Raw genomic sequence first — 15324 nt, forward strand, 5'->3', positions numbered from 1 at the left:
CTATGGCTTGAACAAAAAGGCCGCGCGGAGCGATCCGGGCGGCCTTTTTGTGCATGTTCTGTGCGGCGTCAGAAGGCGCCAAGCAGCAACAGCGTCTGCAAAAACAGTACCAGCACTACGACTATGAACGCCAACGTCGCGAAAAAGCGCCAAAGCGCTGACAGGCGAGATAGGCCATAAGCGTGTCGCAAATGTTTGTAGAGATGAAGCGGTGCAATCGTAACGAGCAACACGAAAATCAGCGTGCCCGGCATCTGGATCGCGCCCAGCAGCGACAACGCGATAAGCAGGAGCGACATGAAGCTGAGTGAATAGGTGATGAAGATCGCATGATCATACGCCTTGTAGCGCCGTTTCCATGCGAACATCAGCCACACGAAGGGAATGGATAGCGGGATCAGCAGCCAGCTGAATTTGTAGCCGTTCGCCTGTAATTTGTAGATCATCAGGCTGGGGTTCTGCCGCCACTTTTTAAGCGCCTCGTCAATCACGGGAATTCCCGATTTCTCGATGGTCATGCGTGCATTGCCGTCATCATCAAGAGGAATGATCTTGACGGGTCCGTCCTCAAGACGCCGCAATTGCGCAAGACCCTCTTCTGCAGACTGTATTTCCGCAGCGAGATCAGCCCGCTCCGCCGACCCTTCAGGCATTGCCTCGAGCCGTTGTTTTGCTTCTGCAATCTGTGCCGCGCCGTCCGTCTCAAGGTTCTCGATCGCGTTGGTTCCGCGGGATGCGATCCATTTGGCAATGCCTTCGCCGTTGCTATCGAGTAGTGCGAGGTCCTCGCTCAGGTTGTTCCGCTCAAGCTCAAGCTCTTCACGGTCCTGCCGTGAGAGATTGGGCTGCGCCAGTTCTTCGTCGATCGCGATGATCCGGGCCGAAATGCGTTCGCTCTCGTTCTGGATGAGGCGTTCCACGCCGTCGCGAGCACTGCCGTTGATGTCGGTCGGAGCGGTCAGGCCGACCATCTGAAACACCGCAAACATCGCAAAGACGCTGAAGAGGAACATAGCCATCGGGCTGACGAATTTCGCCCGCTCGCCTTCAATGTACCGCCGCGTCAGCTTTCCCGGTTTGAACACCAGTAAGGGAAGCGTGCGCCAGAATTTCCCATCGAGATGCAAGACACCGTGAATGAGGTCATGGCCGATAGCGGACAAGGTGCGATGCACATGCTGTTTCTGGCCGCAATTCTGGCAATAGCTCCCAAGCGGGCGCTCGCCGCAATTGAGGCATTCGCTAACGCCCAGTCCGCCGTCTCCGAATTCGCCGCGAGACGGCTCCACGGCTTTTCCGGCAAGCGCACCTTCGATCGCGCTGCCGATCCCTTCGGTAATATCGTTCATTCGGACCCCCACGAAATCGCGCTCACTATAGACGAGGGACCGGGCCGCTGGAAAGCGCGCCGAAATTTCGCTGGGCCGTGAGTTAAAGCTTGGCCAGTTTGCGTTCGATTGCGGTCCAGAGCTGTGCAAAGGCGCGAGCACCGGGCGATCGAGGCGCGAAGGCACCGACCGGACTGCGCGAAACCGCGCATTGTTCGATTGCACTTGCGAGCGGTACCACCGGCCATTTCGGATTGGCTTCGCGCGCTTGCTTATGAAGGTTGCGGCGCATGTCGAGCATCGAAAGCACGGGCAAGATTGGCGGGTGCGCCTTACCGCTTCCGCGTACCTCGGCGACCACCGTTTCGAACGCGCGGGTCGAAAGCGGCGATGGCGGCAAAGGGACTATCACAAGGTCTGCGGCGCGCATCACCTGGGCGCTGACCTCGTTCAAGACCGGCGGGCAATCGAAGATGATGCGATCATATTCCTTGGCCAGCGCAGCCGTCAGCTTCGCCAGGCGTTTCTTCTTGCCGATTTGGCTGAACTGACGGTCCAGCGTTCGGATGCTCTCATCAGCAGGCAGCAGGTGAAGATTGTCGTAGTCGGTTTTGCGGATCAGTTTGGCCGGACTGCGATCGGCAGAGAAAACAGATTCGGCGGCGCGCTTCTTCTTCGCCTCGACACCCAGAAGAAAACCCGATCCATTTGCGGGATCCAGGTCCCAGAGCAATGTCTGACGGCGGGAAATGGTCGCAGCGCACCAGGCCAGGTTGACCGCGAAGGTCGTCTTCCCGACACCACCCTTGACACTGTAGACTGCGATCGACGCCATGACGTTCTAACGGTTTCCTCCGAGCTATCGGGACAGCGAATGCCCGCTATATTGCCTGCGAGACACTGTTACATTCGGGCAAGTGCGGCGCAAGGATTACGCTGCCAGGCAACGCGGCTGGTTTCCCGTCGTGATCCCACCTCCAACGAGAAAAGGCCACCAATCTGGCGGCCTTTTCCAAAAACGGGACAATCAGTCCCGAATATCTTCATTCGGATCAGCCGTCGTAATCGGCACCAATCGAAGTTGAGCGGGTTGGCGCGCTTGCGGTGATTCGCAGAGCCTCCGCCGACTGGCTCAGCGAACCAATTTCATCGGCATCGTCTTCATCGTCGGGCAGTATCTTCTGCAGGTTGGTCACCAGCGCTTCGTGCAGTTCTTTCGGCTTCACGGTTTGCTCTGCAATCTCGCGCAGAGCGACCACCGGGTTCTTATCCCGGTCGCGCTCGATCGTCATTTCGCTACCGCCCGAAATTTCGCGCGCACGCTGTGCGGCGAGCAGGACGAGGTCGAAACGGTTTGGAACCTTGTCGACGCAATCTTCAACGGTAACGCGTGCCATCGGCGGGCCTTTTCTCAAAAATCGGATTGTTTGAAGGAGCGCTCCAACTAGGGTTGCAGGGGCGCAGAGTCAAGATTTTGCAACTTCTCGCGCCTCTGAGCATTGGTGCAATGTGTCCGGTCAAGTATCCCAACAGCAAAGCAGCGAAATCGCTTGCGATTTCGTCGATGCGGATTGCTTCGATGTCGAGGCGGGCGGGCATACATTCGCCTTCTATCCGGATGGCGTATCGCGCCGTGAAGCCCTGATCGAATTGATCGACGGAGCCGAGCGCTCGCTTTATGTTTTCTATTACATGTTTCAGGACGACAAGTCCGGCCAGAAGGTGCTCGATGCGCTTGTGCGCGCTGCCGATCGCGGGATCACGGTCGAACTGATCATCGATGATTTCGGCAGCGACGCTCCGGACGAATTCTTCGACCCGTTGATCGCAGCGGGTGGCGAGTTCAGGAAATTCGCCGCGCGTTTGAGCGTGCGTTACCTCATCCGTAATCACCAGAAGTTCGCGATAGCCGATGAATCGCGCGTGATGAGCGGAGGTTTCAACATCTCCGATCATTACTTCAACGGTCCGGAAGACAACGGCTGGTGCGATCTCGGGGTGAAGATCGAAGGTCCTGTCGTTGATCAGTTCAAGAGCTGGTACGATTTGCTGCGCGACTGGATCGACGGTGAGGGTTCGCAGCTGCGCCGCATTCGCCGGATGGTGAAGGACTGGGATGGCGGTGATGGCAAGGTGCAACTTCTAATAGGCGGTCCGTTGACGCGCAAAAGCCGGTGGGCGCTGCGCTTTCGCAAGGATCTGGCCGCGTGCGACAAGCTCGATCTGGTGACGGCATATTTCTCGCCGCCGCGCAGCCTGCGGCGGCAAATGCGCAAGCTTGCAAAGCGAGGCAGCCTCAGGATGATCGTGGCCGGTGTCTCAGACATCGATGCCGCGATCGATGTGGCGCGGATGCATTATCGCAAATTGCTGAACGCGGGCGCGAAGATTTTCGAATTCCAGCCGTGCAAGCTCCATATGAAACTGCTGGTGATCGACAATTTCAGCTATTTCGGTAGCGCCAATCTCGACAAGAGATCCGTGCGGCTTAATGTCGAACTGATGGTGCGGGTCGAGGACGAAGCCCTGGCCGCGCGGTTGCGCGAATTCATCGATCACATGCAAAATGCAAGTCGGGAAGTGACGCCTGAACTTTACGAGCGCGAGTCAGGCTGGCTGACGCGCGCGCGGCGGCGTTTCAATTACGTGCTGTCGATGGCCGATTACCGGATCACCGCAGGACTGGCAGGATGATTGCCATGCGCGACTATTCGTAACCGTAATCCGAATAGTCTTTCATGTTCGGCGACGTGAATTTGGTGATCTCGCTCTGGAAATGCAGCGGGACATTGCCGGTCGAACCATGGCGCTGTTTCGCCACGATGAGCGAGGCTTTGTTCTTTAGCTCAAGATAGCGCTCTTCCCACGTGCGGTATTTCTCCACGACATCTGCGCCGCTGCTTTCGGTCGGCATGTCGGGACGGATTGCCTCGTGATAATAATCGGCACGATAGATGAACCAGACCATATCGGCGTCCTGCTCGATCGAACCGGATTCGCGCAGGTCGGACAGCATCGGGCGTTTGTCATCGCGTTGTTCGACAGCGCGGCTGAGCTGTGAAAGTGCGATCACGGGCACCGAAAGTTCTTTCGCCAAAGTCTTGAGGCCTCGGCTGATTTCGGAGATTTCGTTTACGCGGTTGTCGTTGGCGCGTCCTGAACCTTGCAACAGCTGGAGGTAATCGACCACGATCAAACCAATGTCGTGGCGCCGCTTGAGCCTGCGCGCGCGCGTGCGCAGCGCACCGATTGTCAAGGCAGGGGTATCGTCAATGTAAAGCGGCAGTTCGGCAAGCCGCTGGCTTGCAAAACTGAGCTTCTGAAAATCTTCGCGGCTCATCTTGCCTGTCCGCAAGGTTTCCGAGCTGATCTCGGCCTGTTCTGCAAGAATACGTGTTGCAAGCTGGTCGGCGCTCATCTCCAGACTGAAAAAGGCGGTTGGCGCCCCGTAATTGTGCTCGCCGCCATCGCGCTGCCAGTCGAGATGCGCCTCGGCGCAATTGAAGGCGATGTTGGTCGCGAGCGATGTCTTGCCCATGCCGGGCCGGCCAGCAAGGATCACCAGGTCGGAATTGTGCAGACCGGCGGTTTTCTGATCGAGCACTTCAAGGCCCGAGGTCTTGCCCGATAGCCCGCCGCCCGAATTCATCGCCGCTTCGGCCATCTTGATCGCAGTGAGCGCCGCATCGCGGAAGCTCGAGGCTTCGCTACCGGTCGCCGCGCCTTCGGCGACCTTGAACAGGTCCGCTTCCGCCTGGCTGATCCGGTCCATGGGATTGGTTTCTTCGGAGGTGTCCAGCGCCCCCTCGACCAAGCCGCGCCCGACGCTGACTAATTCGCGCAGCAGGGCAAGGTCATAGATTTGCTGAGCCAGTTCGCGCGGTGCGAGCAGGCCAGCCCCGTTGGCTGTAAGCTGAGCGAGATATTTCGGCCCGCCCAATTCCTTCAAAGCTTCATCCGCTTCGAAATAGGGACGCAAGGTGACCGGCGAAGCGGTCGCGTTGCGCTCGATCAGCGTCAGGACACGTTCGTAAATGCGTTCGTGCAGCGGTTCGAAGAAATGATCGGGCCGGATCGGCGTCTGCAGTTCCTCGATCACCCGGTTATCGATCAGCACCGCGCCGAGGAAGGCCGCCTCCGCCTCCAGGTTCGAGGGCAGCTTGCGCGCGGTAGTGCCGTCGCCAGAGACGAGCTCGAGTTTTCCGGGTTCAGCCATGCGGCCCTGATGCGTTTTTTGGAGGCGGTTTTGCAAGGGTAAAGCGCCCGAATTTATTTTCTGCGAGACCGCTTGCGCTGTGGATAGCGGGGATTGAAAATCTGAACGCTTGAAGTGTGGCCTATCTATCTGCGAAGGCGGCCCGGTCATGGCCGATTTGCCCTCCGATTCCGCGAATACGCATCGTATCGCCCACATCGCTCTCGACGAAGAGACGATCCTGTGGCGCAATGCCGATGTTGAGCAGGAACGGCGAGTCGCCATTTACGACCTGATCGAAGAGAACACCTTCAAACCCGTCCGCAGCGCCGAGCGCGGCGCGAAAGGCCCGTACCGCCTGCGATTGGGCGTCCGCGATGGCCGCCTGGCCATGGAGATCAGCGACGAAGACGAGCGCGAGCTCGAAACGCTCCTGATCGGCCTCGCGCGATTCCGCCGCCCGATCCGCGAATATTTCGCGATTTGCGACAGCTATTACCAAGCAATCCGCAAGGCTACTCCGTCCGAGATCGAGACGATCGATATGGCCCGGCGGGGCATCCACAACAACGCTGCCGAGCTTCTGCTGGAGAGGCTCGACGGCAAAGTCCAGACGGATTTCGCGACCGCGAGGCGTCTCTTCACGCTGATTTGCGTGCTGCATATCAAGGGCTAGCGGCGGCTATGGCAAAGGCCAGACGCGCGGGTTCTCGGCGGCGCAGGAAAGCGAGTGTGGGTCGGTGGATATTCCGGCTGCTCGCGATGCTGGCTTTGTTCGGCACGGTGTTCGCCGCGTGGTTCTGGTGGGACATGCGGGGATGGAAACCGGATGAGGCTCGATATCCGGAGCAGGGCGCAGTCATCGCCAGTGGCGCGTCCGGCACAAGATTTCAGACGCTGAAAGCACTTGGCGGAGATTTCGTATATCTTGAACTCGCGTCGGTCGGAGGCGCGCCGGATCCCGGCTTCGCCGCGCGTCTGAAAGCTGCGCAGGCTTCCGGGCTGAAGGTGGGTGTAATCTACCCATTCGATCCGTGCCGCCGGGCCGACCCGCAAAGCGCACGGTTCACGCGGATGGTCCCGCGCAGCGCGGATTTGCTTCCCCCGGCAGTCGCGCTTCGCAACCCAGCAGACGGGTGTGCATCGCCGGTCAGCGATGCTGCGGTCGAAAGCGAACTGCTGACGCTGGTCAATCAGATCGAAATGCATGCCGGTAAATCGGCCGTGCTGAAGCTGAGTAAAACGTTTCAGTCACGCTACAACGCAGCCCGCACCTTCTCGCGGGATCTGTGGCTTATGCGTGACCGCGCGCGGCCGGATTACGCCGGGCGGCCATGGCTGCTATGGAGCGTCAACAGTCAATTGGTGAGCGCGGCCTCACCCGATCCGATCGAATGGGTGGTGGTGCAGAGATGACATTGAACGAGGAAACCGAGGGCCGCCTGATCGCTGCGGCGCGAAAGGCAGCCTCGCACGCTTACGCGCCCTATTCCGACTATCAGGTAGGTGCGGCGTTGCTGTTTGGGGATGGCGCGGTCATCACCGGCAGCAACGTTGAAAACGCAAGCTATGGCCTCGCGCTCTGTGCCGAAACGGTAGCGGTCGCGCGTGCTCTCGGTGAAGGGCGCCGCGGCGGACTGGAAGCGGTCGCCGTGGTTGGCCCCGACGATAAAGGCGATGGTGCGCCCATCACGCCCTGCGGGCGGTGTCGGCAAGTGCTCAACGAGATTGCACAATTGGGAGGCAGCGATCCGCTGGTCCTGTGCGTCGGCAGCGAAGAGGTACGAAAAGTCAGGCTGTCGGCGCTGTTACCGCACGCTTTCGGCCCAAGGCACCTCGACTAATTCCCTAGCAGACTGCCGAGTCCGCGCAGGGGGTTTTGGCGGAAACCGCGTTCCTCACTCCCGATATAAGCGAAGATGCCGTCCAATCCCTGATCGGTAACGGAGCGGTTGATGCTTTGCCTGTTGAGCCCAGCATCGCGGATGAAACTGTGCTCACCTGCGAGCCCGTCGAAAGCCGAATATACGCCGAGTTCCTGAAGCGCGCCATCGACGAGGGGTTCGAGGCGCGCGTGGAGCCGGTCGTTCGATGATTGCCGCAAATATTGTGTGCCGCCATCGTCCTGGCGAATGATCCCGGGAGCATCACTGAATGAAAGATCGTCGATCGCATCGCGGAAGATCGGCTTGGCTTCGCCCGCCGCTATCCCGGCTGCGTCGTTGATCGACCGGGTAACGTCCCCGAGAATGCCGAGGCGATTGCCACCGCCGAGAATCGAACCGAGCAAGCCGCCTGCCCTGCTGCCCATGTCGCCGATGATCGGAAGGGCGATCCGGATGGCCTCGTCATTATAGAAGGCACCGGGCTGAGCCAGTTTGTCGAGCGCGCTGTCCGTAGCCTGACCCAGAATTGAAAACAGGCCGAGTCCGCCCTGTGCGCTCGCACGCGACGGCATGGCCGCGAGCAGGCTCGTCGCAGCCGCACCGGCAATCAGCGCCCGCCTGCCTATGCGAATCTTGTTGTCGGCCATCATCGATTTCTCCCGCTATCGGGAGCGATCATAGCACGGCTTTGCAGAATTGCGTCAGGCCTGTTCGGTTTCCAGCCATTCAAGCAGTGCCCCAAGGCACTCGCGCGCCAGCAGTTTGCACCGTTCTGGCGACCAACCCTGCTCGGGCTCGGGAAAATCGGCGAGATCCTTGTACGGCATTTCCAGCGTCATCGCACACGCGCCGTAGCGCTCCGCTACAAGATTTGTGCTGATGGTGAGATTGGCCTTGCCGGATGGCGTCTTTGGATAGCCGAGTTTGGTCTGAAAGTCGGGTGTGCGGCGATCGAGGATCCGCTGGTAGCGGTAGAATTGCTCGCCGTGCTCGTCGGTCCAGCTGGGGATGCCCTCGTAACCTGCGAGGAACACGGCCGGGATGGCTTCATCGCCATGGACGTCCATGGCGTAATCGACGCCGGTTTCGTCCATCTTGTTTCTGATTGATAGCACTTCTGGCGATTTGTCGGCGCTCGGATCGGACCATTCGCGGTTCAAATTGGTTCCGGCAGCGTTGGTGCGCAGGTGTCCGCGGCGTGAGCCGTCCGGATTGCAATTGGGGACGATGTGCAAGCGGCAGCGTTTACGCAGGCCCCGTGCCACGGGATCGGCGGGATCGGTAAGGCATTCCAATGCGCCTTCCATCCACCACTCGGCCTGAGTTTCGCCGGGGTGCTGGCGCGCGTACAGCCAGACCTGCTTGTCGCCTTCACCCATCTCGAGCAGGTCGAGCGGCTGACCGTCCAGCGTTTGGGCAAGCCGGGTCAGCTCAACCCCTTCGCACGTTGCCGCCTCGGCGACGAGGTCGTGATGCCGTTCCATCGAATACGGTGCGAAATAGGCGAACCAGGCTGTGTTTGACGCCGGTGTGTACCGGATTGTGAGCGTGCCATTGTCTGCCGACTTGTCGAAAGTGCTGGCCGCTCGCGCCCAATATTCCCGGTCTTCGGACACGCAGGCGTCGTAACCGGGCCAGCCACCGGGGTAGGCACTGTCGTTGAGGCCGATGATCGTGAGCTCGATCTCTTCACCGGCACACCCGGTTACGCGGAAGTGAAACCATTGTGCGAAGTCGGAATTGTGATCCTTGCGGATAGTCAGCTTCGCGCTGTTGCCGTCGATGGAGAGGGTTTCGATATTGCCGCTGTCGAAAGCGTCGTCGATGAAAATTGAGGTCATGGGGTCCTTTCGAGTTCATCGACCGATACTTGCACCGTTTCGCCATTGCCACCCGGAAAATCGCGGAAAAGCGCAGCCGCGAGAGCCTGTGCGCTCGCGCCTATTTCGGAGTAAGGCGAATTCACCGAGGTAGGCAGCTCGGAACGGCCTTCCCAAAGGGTTTCGCCGCTTGCTGCAGTGATCCGTACCGACAGTTCGCTGACCAGTTCAGGGCGTCCGTTGCCGCCGCCAAGGTTGATGCCGACGCCCAGGCCAACACCGCTGCCGAACGATCCAGTCGACGCGCCGCCGCCTACGGTAACGGGGCCCCGCCGATCGAAACGCTCAACCGGACCGCGTGATGTGCTGATCGCGGCTTCCTGCACATCTCCGCCCCGCTCCATAACAAGCGTGTATCCCAGATTTTCCAATTCGCCCGCGACTGCATCGGCAAAGGCGTTGCGCGCTATCTCATTGGTAATCTCCCTCGGAAACGTGAGAGTGATCTGACCCTCGCCGAGCCCGACCGGATTCTCGGCAACGAACCGCGTCACCTCGACCGGTCCTGTGTAAGTGCCCGCGCATGCGGGAAGCGCCAGCATTGCGAGCGCGGTGAAGGATGTCCGAAAGGGGTAGAATGGGCGGGTCATGGTACTTTCCTCTTAAGTCGTTCGAAAGTGAGCGCATTTTCAAATGCAAAACGTCTCGCTATGCACACAGGTTCCGCGACCGACATGGCGACACACAGGCGACCAGTTCACATGAGCGACAATTCGAAACCTTCAGTCCTTGTTACAGGAGGCGCCGGTTACATTGGAAGTCACGCCGTTCTCGCGCTGAAGGATGCAGGGTGGAACGTCGCTGTCATCGACAATCTCAGCACTGGGTTCCGTTTCGCCGTTCCCGACGATGTACCCTTGTTCGAGGGCGATATCCAAGATGCAGGCCTCCTCGCCCGCATCTTCGCGGAGCAGAAAACGGGCGCCATTATGCACTTTGCAGGGTCGATCATCGTGCCCGAAAGTGTCGAGCACCCGCTCAAATATTATCACAACAACACAGTCAAAAGCCGCGGTCTGATCGATGCTGCAGTCAAGGCTGGGGTGCCGCACTTCCTGTTCTCATCGACCGCCGCGACATATGGGCTGCCCGAAGTGTCGCCCGTCCCCGAAGAGGCAGCAGGTAAGCCGATCAATCCGTATGGCTGGTCCAAGCTCATGACCGAGCAGATGCTGGCCGATGCGTCGGCTGCACATGCACTCAATTACTGCGCCCTGAGGTACTTCAACGTTGCAGGCGCCGATCCACATGCGCGCTCGGGCCAGTCGACGGCCGGCGCAACGCACCTCATCAAGGTCGCGGTCGAAGCGGCGCTGGGCAAACGGAGCCACGTCAGTGTCTTCGGCACCGATTACGACACATCCGACGGCACGGGCGTGCGCGATTACATCCACGTCAGTGACCTTGCCGCGGCGCATGTCCTGGCATTGGAGGCGCTGGTCGAACAACCCGACCGCTCACTCACGATGAATTGCGGCTACGGGCGCGGGTTTTCGGTGCTGGAAGTGCTTGATGCAGTCGACCGGGTTACCAATCTCACGATCGAGCGCCGGATCGAGGGAAGGCGCGCTGGCGACCCGGATTCGCTCGTGTCCGATCCATCACGCATCCGCGAAACGCTTTCGTGGGAGCCAAAGTTTGCCGATCTCGACACTATTATCGAGCACGCGCTCGCGTGGGAGCGGAAACTCACCGAAATCCGCGAAGTTGATTGACTTTGCGCGATTCGCCGCTTAGGCGCGCGGCTTGAATTTCCGGCATCGGAGCTTACCTCCGGTGCCTGTTTTATTTCCGGGAAGAAATCATGAAAGTCCGTAACAGCCTTAAGTCGCTGAAGAACCGTCACCGCGATTGCCGCGTCATCCGCCGCCGCGGTCGTACCTATGTCATCAACAAGACCAATCGCCGCTTCAAAGCCCGCCAGGGCTGAACCAGAACGTATTGGCCGGTCGTCTGACAAAGATGACTGAGTAAACGCAGCGGCCCGCCTCCGATTGGGGAGCGGGCCGCAGCCGTTTCTGCAAGGGACGCGCAAGTGACAAAGAAAGCCGTGGTGTTCGATATTGGCCGTGTGCTGTTCCACTGGCAGCTCCGCAATCTGTTTGAAAAGCTGATCGATGACGAGCGTGAACTCGACTGGTTCCTTGCCAACGTGATCACGGAAGATTGGCATTTTCAGCACGACAGGGGCGTTCCGCTTGGTGAACTGCTCCCCGCACGGATCGCACAATTTCCGGATCAGGCGCTGCGCATCGCTGCCTACGCTGCGCGGTTCAACGAAACTGCGGCAGAGCCGGTGGATGGGGTTCACGCGCTCGTGCACCAGCTGAAAGAGCGAGGAGTCCCGCTTTTCTGCCTGACCAATTTCGGCGTGGAGTTGTTCGAGCAATTCCGCGCAGCAAACCCGATCTTCTCGGTGTTCGAAGACATCATCGTCTCGGGGGCAGAGAAAATCGCCAAGCCGGATCCGCGCATCTATGAGATAACCGAAACGCGCTGTGGACGTTCAGGCGGCGACCTGTTTTTCACCGATGACAATCTGGTGAATGTCGAGGCGGCGAAAACGCGCGGCTGGGACGCCCATATCTTTACAGGGGCAGCGGCATTGGAATCGCAGCTCGAATGCGCGGGCTTTCTCTAAAAAAATCCCCCGAGGCAGCGAATTGGGGAACGCTGCATCGGGGGCTTCGAGTTTCGTCCGCTGTGGAGAGATGCGGAACGATGTGACGCGAAGGATATGTCGCGTCCGGGGGGATCAATCTTTACCGGCTCAGTTGCCGTTGCATTTCGCCAGCTTTTCGCCGGTCATTTCTTCGCCTTTGGCGGTGAAGCTGGTGATTTCACCAAATTCACGGGCAAGGCCGCGGCAAATGCGGAGCGGGCGTGACGGGCCTTTGTTGGCGATGCAGGTAGTGTCCTTGCAAGCCCAGGCGACGCCGCCAGCTACGGCGCGGTTGCTTTCAACCGGCTGCGCCAGCTGCGCCGTGTAGTAAGCGCCGCTTTGCGCAGCGACAGGAGCCGGAGCGACAGCCACGCCAAACGTAAGGCCGGTATATGCGAGAGCCAGCACGAAGATCGAAAGACGGCTGGAACGGGGGAGGGAGAGGGTCATCGTCGTTTCCTTCAAGGGGCGGGTGTAATTGCCTGTTTGTGCGAATCAGGTTTCAGATTAAAACCAGTTGCGAATCACTACCTATGCCATTAGGTTTCAGGTTGCAACTAAAAACTTAAATCCGGTGTTTGCCTCCGCCGTCCGCGCAATTCGTGCGCCATTTTGAGATTGCGGCGAATCGGGTTAGATAGGTTGCAGCAAGAGGACTGATATGGGCGACATGAGAGAACCACTGCGTGAGCTGATCGAATGCGGTCTGCCGCAAGCGCTTGAAGTTATGGGTGAACGTTGGTCGTTCATGATACTTCGGGCGAGCTTCAATGGGCTCAAACATTTCGAAGAGTTCCTGAGCGAGCTGGGGATCGCTCGAAATATCCTTTCGAATCGCCTCGCCAAACTTGTTGAGCACGGCATCCTCAAACGCGAACCGTGTGAGGATGATCGCCGCAAAATCGAATATCGGCTGACGGAAAAAGGCTTCGACCTCCTTCCTGCCATGCTCGCCTTGCGTCAGTGGGGCCAGAAATACGGCACGGAAATGACCGAGAATCCGGTGCTGGTCGACGAACGCGATCGCTTGCCGATCGGCCCTGTGTCTATACTTGGTCATGACGGACGGATCCTCTCGCATCAGGACTTGTGGCTGGTGAAACGCGAAGATCTCGGCAAACGCGCCGATGGTTCGATCGCTTCGCCGAGCGATGCCCTTCATGCCGGCGATGTCGTCGATCTCGACTCCGCCAAGAAGGCTGCCGCTGGCTGAGCCTGAAGGCCCGCCGACGACGCCGGACGGGCGTTACATCATTGTCAGAGGGCGACTCTGGCGTGCGAGCAATCCCGATCTTCCGGAAGATCGCCGTCAGGAACTCGTCGGTGATCTGATGGACGCGCGGCGCGGGGTCGCGGCTGCAAAGCGTGCAGGCGATGCGGCCGCCGAAAAAGCGGCTCGGGCCAGCGTTCATCTGACCAAGGTCGCTCTCGGAGAGCGCGGTCCCGTATGGTGGAATGACGGCGCGCCCGATCAAAACCGAAAGCTCGTGCATAACTCCACCTACGCAGGCTGGTGGGAAGCCCGCGAAGGCGCTAGCCCCGACTGACCTTCTCAAATCCGGCAGCGGGACCGAACTGGCGATGGATGCGGGCGTAAGCACCGATCTCGAAGAAATTCTGCGTACGACGTTTGGCTTCAGCGGGTTTCGTGGCCGGCAGGAAGCAGTTGTGGCGCGGATCATGCGTGGCGAGCATACCTGTGCGCTGATGCCGACGGGCGCGGGCAAGTCGCTTTGCTATCAACTGCCCGCAGTGGCCCGGCCCGGAACGGCCATCGTAATTTCGCCGCTCATCGCGTTGATGCACGACCAGATCCGCGCCGCCAGCGCCGTCGGGATCAGGGCCGCCTCGATGACTTCCGCGGATCACGACAATGCGGAGACTGCGCGGCGCTTGTGTGCAGGTGAGCTCGACCTGCTCTATGTCGCTCCCGAACGCGCCAACACGGCGTCGTTCCGGTCGCTGCTCGATGGCGCCGACATCTCGCTTTTTGCCATCGATGAGGCCCACTGCGTTTCGGAATGGGGGCATGATTTCCGGCCCGACTACCGGCAATTGAGGCCGCTTTTCGACCACTATCCGAATGTCCCGAAACTTGCGCTTACAGCGACGGCCGACGAGACGACCCGGAAAGATATACTGCGCCAGCTTGGGATCCCTGATGACGGCCTGATCGTCGCGGAGTTCGACCGCCCCAACATCCGTTATTCGATTTTGCCGCGAAACAATGGCGCGAAGCAGATCACCGAATTCATCAGCCGCAACCCGGGCGCAGGTATTGTCTACGCCAATAGCCGCAAAGGGACCGAAGACCTTGCATCGCGCATTGCCGAAACGGGGCGTGCGGTCGGTGCTTATCATGCTGGTCTGCCACCCGAGCAGCGTGCAGCGGTGCAAGCCGAATTCGTACGCTCCGATGACATGGTGATGGTCGCGACCATCGCATTCGGCATGGGAATCGATAAACCCGACGTCCGTTTCGTCGTCCATGCAGGCCTGCCGAAATCGATCGAGGCGTATTATCAGGAAACGGGCCGTGCCGGACGCGATGGCGATCCAGCGGAGGCGCAGCTGTTTTGGAGCGCAAACGATTTCGCCAAGGCGCGTCAATGGCTCGGCGATGTCGAGGCTGACCGGCTTTCTGGCGAGCGTGCCCGGTTGAATGCGCTCGCCGCCTTGGTGGAGTCCGCGGGATGCCGCCGCGCGATCCTCCTGAAGCATTTCGGAGAAGAGCCGGCTGCGAAATGCGGCAATTGCGACAATTGCGAATGCCCGCCGAAGGTCATCGATGTGACGGAAATCGCGCGCAAACTTTTAAGCGCTGTTTACCGGACCGGGCAGAGCTTCGGCATCGGTCACATCGAAAAGGTCTTGCTGGGCCGCGATGATGACCGGGTGAGCCAGCGTGGGCATGACCGTCTCTCTGTATTCGGCATTCTCGAGCATGAGGAGGAGGCTGCGCTCCTGCGTCCGGTGATGCGTCACCTCACGGCTCACGAAATGCTGGCAACGACTGAGCATGGTGGCCTGGCGCTTGGCGAAGCCGCCGTGCCAGTGCTGCGCGGCGAGCGGGCGGTGATGATCGCGGAGCCGCCCAGGAAATCGCGAAACGCACGCGGTCGTCGTTCGGGCCGGGAAGCCAATCCGGTGGGCGATCCGCTATTCGATGCACTGCGTGAAAAGCGCAAGGCGCTCGCCAGCGAACACGGCATCCCCGCCTACATCATCTTCCACGACAGCGTGCTGCGCGCGATGGCCAGCGAACGGCCAGCTTCGTTAGAGGCCTTGGCTCAGATCCAGGGGATCGGCGCGAAAAAGCATGAGAATTACGGGAAGCAATTCTTCGATGTGATCCGCGCCTTCGCCGCCTAGA

Annotated in this window: 18 protein-coding genes; 10 read left to right on the plus strand and 8 right to left on the minus strand. The window is 59.7% G+C overall.

Features of this window, described 5'->3' with window-relative positions:
- Positions 1-68 precede the first annotated feature (68 nt).
- From KCG45_RS07070 to rpoZ, 3 genes are all read right to left on the minus strand, one after another.
- Entirely contained in the window at positions 69-1349 is a 1281-nt protein-coding gene (locus KCG45_RS07070) for a DUF3667 domain-containing protein (RefSeq protein WP_218316530.1), read from the minus strand.
- A gap of 82 nt (positions 1350-1431) precedes the next feature.
- Positions 1432-2163, minus strand: a complete 732-nt coding sequence (locus KCG45_RS07075; RefSeq protein ID WP_218316531.1) for a ParA family protein — start codon at positions 2161-2163, stop codon at positions 1432-1434.
- Between the two features lie 217 nt (positions 2164-2380).
- A complete protein-coding gene (gene rpoZ, locus KCG45_RS07080) occupies positions 2381-2725 on the minus strand; it encodes a DNA-directed RNA polymerase subunit omega (protein ID WP_218316533.1) in 345 nt (114 codons plus the stop codon).
- 112 nt (positions 2726-2837) lie between these two features.
- Here rpoZ and KCG45_RS07085 point away from each other — a divergent pair, with 112 nt between their 5' ends.
- Positions 2838-4022, plus strand: coding sequence for a phospholipase D-like domain-containing protein (locus KCG45_RS07085; protein ID WP_218316534.1), 1185 nt, complete (start codon positions 2838-2840; stop codon positions 4020-4022).
- 13 nt (positions 4023-4035) lie between these two features.
- Here KCG45_RS07085 and KCG45_RS07090 read toward each other — a convergent pair whose 3' ends face one another.
- Positions 4036-5544, minus strand: a complete 1509-nt coding sequence (locus KCG45_RS07090) for a replicative DNA helicase (RefSeq protein ID WP_218316535.1) — start codon at positions 5542-5544, stop codon at positions 4036-4038.
- A gap of 148 nt (positions 5545-5692) precedes the next feature.
- Here KCG45_RS07090 and KCG45_RS07095 point away from each other — a divergent pair, with 148 nt between their 5' ends.
- The 3 genes from KCG45_RS07095 to KCG45_RS07105 are packed head-to-tail and all read left to right on the plus strand — an operon-like array spanning position 5693 to position 7367.
- Complete coding sequence (locus KCG45_RS07095) at positions 5693-6199, plus strand: UPF0262 family protein (RefSeq protein ID WP_218316536.1); 507 nt, start codon at positions 5693-5695, stop codon at positions 6197-6199.
- Positions 6200-6255: 56 nt separating this feature from the next.
- On the plus strand, positions 6256-6939 hold the full coding sequence (locus KCG45_RS07100; protein WP_369410752.1) for a glycoside hydrolase family 25 protein: 684 nt from the start codon (positions 6256-6258) through the stop codon (positions 6937-6939).
- On the plus strand, positions 6936-7367 hold the full coding sequence (locus tag KCG45_RS07105; protein WP_218316538.1) for a cytidine deaminase: 432 nt from the start codon (positions 6936-6938) through the stop codon (positions 7365-7367). Before KCG45_RS07100 ends, KCG45_RS07105 begins: the two co-directional genes overlap by 4 nt.
- On the opposite strand, the gene KCG45_RS07110 is transcribed toward KCG45_RS07105, so the two are convergent.
- From KCG45_RS07110 to KCG45_RS07120, 3 genes are read right to left on the minus strand one after another with little or no spacing between them, the layout of a single operon-like run.
- Positions 7364-8059 (minus strand): DUF4197 domain-containing protein, encoded by a 696-nt coding sequence (locus KCG45_RS07110; protein ID WP_218316540.1) that lies wholly within the window; start codon positions 8057-8059, stop codon positions 7364-7366. The genes KCG45_RS07105 and KCG45_RS07110 overlap by 4 nt on opposite strands.
- A 51-nt stretch (positions 8060-8110) precedes the next feature.
- Positions 8111-9250, minus strand: coding sequence for a M14 family metallopeptidase (locus KCG45_RS07115; RefSeq protein ID WP_218316541.1), 1140 nt, complete (start codon positions 9248-9250; stop codon positions 8111-8113).
- The gene (locus tag KCG45_RS07120) at positions 9247-9879 is read right to left on the minus strand and encodes a DUF4136 domain-containing protein (protein ID WP_218316542.1); all 633 of its coding nucleotides are present in this window, start codon (positions 9877-9879) and stop codon (positions 9247-9249) included. The genes KCG45_RS07115 and KCG45_RS07120 overlap by 4 nt, the downstream gene beginning before the upstream one ends.
- 111 nt (positions 9880-9990) lie before the next feature.
- Here KCG45_RS07120 and galE point away from each other — a divergent pair, with 111 nt between their 5' ends.
- The 3 genes from galE (at position 9991) to KCG45_RS07135 (ending at position 11930) form a co-directional block, all read left to right on the plus strand.
- The gene (gene galE, locus KCG45_RS07125; RefSeq protein ID WP_218316543.1) at positions 9991-11004 is read left to right on the plus strand and encodes a UDP-glucose 4-epimerase GalE; all 1014 of its coding nucleotides are present in this window, start codon (positions 9991-9993) and stop codon (positions 11002-11004) included.
- 89 nt (positions 11005-11093) lie between these two features.
- Positions 11094-11219, plus strand: coding sequence for a type B 50S ribosomal protein L36 (gene ykgO, locus KCG45_RS07130; RefSeq protein ID WP_011415100.1), 126 nt, complete (start codon positions 11094-11096; stop codon positions 11217-11219).
- A 105-nt stretch (positions 11220-11324) separates the two neighbouring features.
- On the plus strand, positions 11325-11930 hold the full coding sequence (locus tag KCG45_RS07135) for an HAD family hydrolase (protein WP_218316544.1): 606 nt from the start codon (positions 11325-11327) through the stop codon (positions 11928-11930).
- A gap of 129 nt (positions 11931-12059) precedes the next feature.
- Here the strand turns inward: KCG45_RS07135 and KCG45_RS07140 are convergent, their stop codons facing one another.
- The gene (locus KCG45_RS07140) at positions 12060-12401 is read right to left on the minus strand and encodes a DUF8200 family protein (RefSeq protein ID WP_218316546.1); all 342 of its coding nucleotides are present in this window, start codon (positions 12399-12401) and stop codon (positions 12060-12062) included.
- Positions 12402-12612: 211 nt separating this feature from the next.
- Between KCG45_RS07140 and KCG45_RS07145 the strand changes: the two genes are divergently transcribed.
- Genes KCG45_RS07145 through recQ form a run of 3 tightly spaced genes read left to right on the plus strand, consistent with a single transcriptional unit; the run spans position 12613 to position 15323 of the window.
- On the plus strand, positions 12613-13164 hold the full coding sequence (locus KCG45_RS07145) for a winged helix-turn-helix transcriptional regulator (RefSeq protein ID WP_218316547.1): 552 nt from the start codon (positions 12613-12615) through the stop codon (positions 13162-13164).
- Positions 13121-13498 carry a hypothetical protein gene (locus tag KCG45_RS07150; protein WP_439648925.1) on the plus strand — a complete coding sequence of 126 codons (378 nt, stop codon included), beginning with the start codon at positions 13121-13123 and terminating at the stop codon, positions 13496-13498. Before KCG45_RS07145 ends, KCG45_RS07150 begins: the two co-directional genes overlap by 44 nt.
- 34 nt (positions 13499-13532) lie before the next feature.
- Positions 13533-15323, plus strand: a complete 1791-nt coding sequence (gene recQ / locus KCG45_RS07155; RefSeq protein ID WP_218316549.1) for a DNA helicase RecQ — start codon at positions 13533-13535, stop codon at positions 15321-15323.
- Position 15324: the final 1 nt, after the last annotated feature.

The sequence above is a fragment of the Erythrobacter ani genome (assembly GCF_019204025.1).
GTDB classification, from domain to species: domain Bacteria; phylum Pseudomonadota; class Alphaproteobacteria; order Sphingomonadales; family Sphingomonadaceae; genus Erythrobacter; species Erythrobacter ani.

Excerpts from the sequence above, each read along its gene's own strand:
- KCG45_RS07070 (WP_218316530.1), bottom strand. The coding sequence starts at position 1,349 with ATGAACGATATTACCGAAGGGATCGGCAGCGCGATCGAAGGTGCGCTT.
- KCG45_RS07075 (WP_218316531.1), bottom strand. The coding sequence starts at position 2,163 with ATGGCGTCGATCGCAGTCTACAGTGTCAAGGGTGGTGTCGGGAAGACG.
- rpoZ (WP_218316533.1), bottom strand. The coding sequence starts at position 2,725 with ATGGCACGCGTTACCGTTGAAGATTGCGTCGACAAGGTTCCAAACCGT.
- KCG45_RS07090 (WP_218316535.1), bottom strand. The coding sequence starts at position 5,544 with ATGGCTGAACCCGGAAAACTCGAGCTCGTCTCTGGCGACGGCACTACC.
- KCG45_RS07095 (WP_218316536.1), top strand. The coding sequence starts at position 5,693 with ATGGCCGATTTGCCCTCCGATTCCGCGAATACGCATCGTATCGCCCAC.
- KCG45_RS07105 (WP_218316538.1), top strand. The coding sequence starts at position 6,936 with ATGACATTGAACGAGGAAACCGAGGGCCGCCTGATCGCTGCGGCGCGA.
- KCG45_RS07110 (WP_218316540.1), bottom strand. The coding sequence starts at position 8,059 with ATGATGGCCGACAACAAGATTCGCATAGGCAGGCGGGCGCTGATTGCC.
- KCG45_RS07115 (WP_218316541.1), bottom strand. The coding sequence starts at position 9,250 with ATGACCTCAATTTTCATCGACGACGCTTTCGACAGCGGCAATATCGAA.
- KCG45_RS07120 (WP_218316542.1), bottom strand. The coding sequence starts at position 9,879 with ATGACCCGCCCATTCTACCCCTTTCGGACATCCTTCACCGCGCTCGCA.
- galE (WP_218316543.1), top strand. The coding sequence starts at position 9,991 with ATGAGCGACAATTCGAAACCTTCAGTCCTTGTTACAGGAGGCGCCGGT.
- ykgO (WP_011415100.1), top strand. The coding sequence starts at position 11,094 with ATGAAAGTCCGTAACAGCCTTAAGTCGCTGAAGAACCGTCACCGCGAT.
- KCG45_RS07140 (WP_218316546.1), bottom strand. The coding sequence starts at position 12,401 with ATGACCCTCTCCCTCCCCCGTTCCAGCCGTCTTTCGATCTTCGTGCTG.
- KCG45_RS07145 (WP_218316547.1), top strand. The coding sequence starts at position 12,613 with ATGGGCGACATGAGAGAACCACTGCGTGAGCTGATCGAATGCGGTCTG.
- KCG45_RS07150 (WP_439648925.1), top strand. The coding sequence starts at position 13,121 with ATGTCGTCGATCTCGACTCCGCCAAGAAGGCTGCCGCTGGCTGAGCCT.
- recQ (WP_218316549.1), top strand. The coding sequence starts at position 13,533 with ATGGATGCGGGCGTAAGCACCGATCTCGAAGAAATTCTGCGTACGACG.